Source organism: Kitasatospora sp. NPDC094028 (genome assembly GCF_049543595.1).
Classification (GTDB): domain Bacteria; phylum Actinomycetota; class Actinomycetes; order Streptomycetales; family Streptomycetaceae; genus Kitasatospora.
This window is the reverse complement of the sequence record NZ_JBMVFA010000134.1, coordinates 1-1,033: the sequence shown is the minus strand read 5'-3', so window position 1 is coordinate 1,033 and position 1,033 is coordinate 1. Positions and strand designations below refer to the sequence as shown.

General features: G+C 72.9%; 2 protein-coding genes. One reads left to right on the top strand and one right to left on the bottom strand.

Annotated elements, in window-relative coordinates; genetic code table 11:
* A partial coding sequence (locus ACPC54_RS42335; RefSeq protein ID WP_498973107.1) for a pyridoxal-dependent decarboxylase occupies positions 1-586 on the top strand: 586 nt, incomplete at its 5' end.
* 97 nt (positions 587-683) lie between these two features.
* Here ACPC54_RS42335 and ACPC54_RS42330 read toward each other — a convergent pair.
* Positions 684-1,033: mycothiol transferase (locus tag ACPC54_RS42330; protein WP_498973105.1), on the bottom strand; the 350-nt coding region annotated here is incomplete at its 5' end.

Sequence of the window (1,033 nt, the reverse complement as noted above, 5' to 3'; positions counted from 1 at the left end):
CATCAACACCTCGGGGCACAAGTACGGACTGGTGTACCCGGGCGTCGGCTGGGCCCTGTGGCGGGACGGGGAGGCGCTGCCCGAGGAGCTGGTCTTCCGGGTGAACTACCTGGGCGGCGACATGCCGACCTTCGCCCTCAACTTCTCCCGCCCCGGCGCGCAGGTCGTCGCGCAGTACTACAACTTCCTGCGGCTGGGCCGCGAGGGCTACCGCGCGGTCCAGCAGTCCACCCGTGACGTGGCCCGCTCCCTCGCCGACCGCATCGAGGGCCTCGGCGACTTCCGGCTGCTGACCCGGGGCGACGAGCTCCCGGTGTTCGCGGTGACCACGGCCGACCATGTCACGGCGTACGACGTGTTCGACGTCTCCCGCCGGATGCGCGAGAGCGGCTGGCTGGTCCCCGCGTACACCTTCCCGGCCAACCGGGAGGACCTCTCGGTCCTGCGCATCGTCTGCCGCAACGGCTTCTCGCACGACCTGGCCGACCTCTTCCTGGACGACCTGACCCGCCTCCTGCCGGAGCTGCGCCGCCAGCCGCATCCGCTGACCCGGGACAAGGAGGCGGCGACGAGCTTCCACCATTAGGACACCGTCACCGGGTGGGCCGGTGGTCGCCACCGGCCCTGCGGCCGGCGGCGGCTCGGCGCCCGGTAGCGGCTGAGTGGCCGGCGGCGGGTTCCGGTCAGCCCCGCGCCCGCTCCAGGGCCACCAGTTCGAACGCGGTCTTCCCGTCCAGGGACTCGCGGATGATGTCCGCGTGACCGGCGTGGCGGGCGGTCTCGCGGATCAGGTGGAGGCAGAGCCAGCGCAGCGAGACCCGGCCCTCCGGCGGGAACCAGGGGTGCGGCGGGAGCGCGAAGGTGTCGTCCAGGCTCGGGGCGGAGCGGATGAACTTCTCCGTATCGGCGGCGATCCGCTCCCAGTGGGCGAGCTGCGCGGCGACCGTCTCCTCGCCGACCAGCTCGAAGCTCTCGTGCCAGTCGGACTCGTCCCGGCGCACCGGCGGCGCCTCCTGCCCGGCCAGGACGAGCC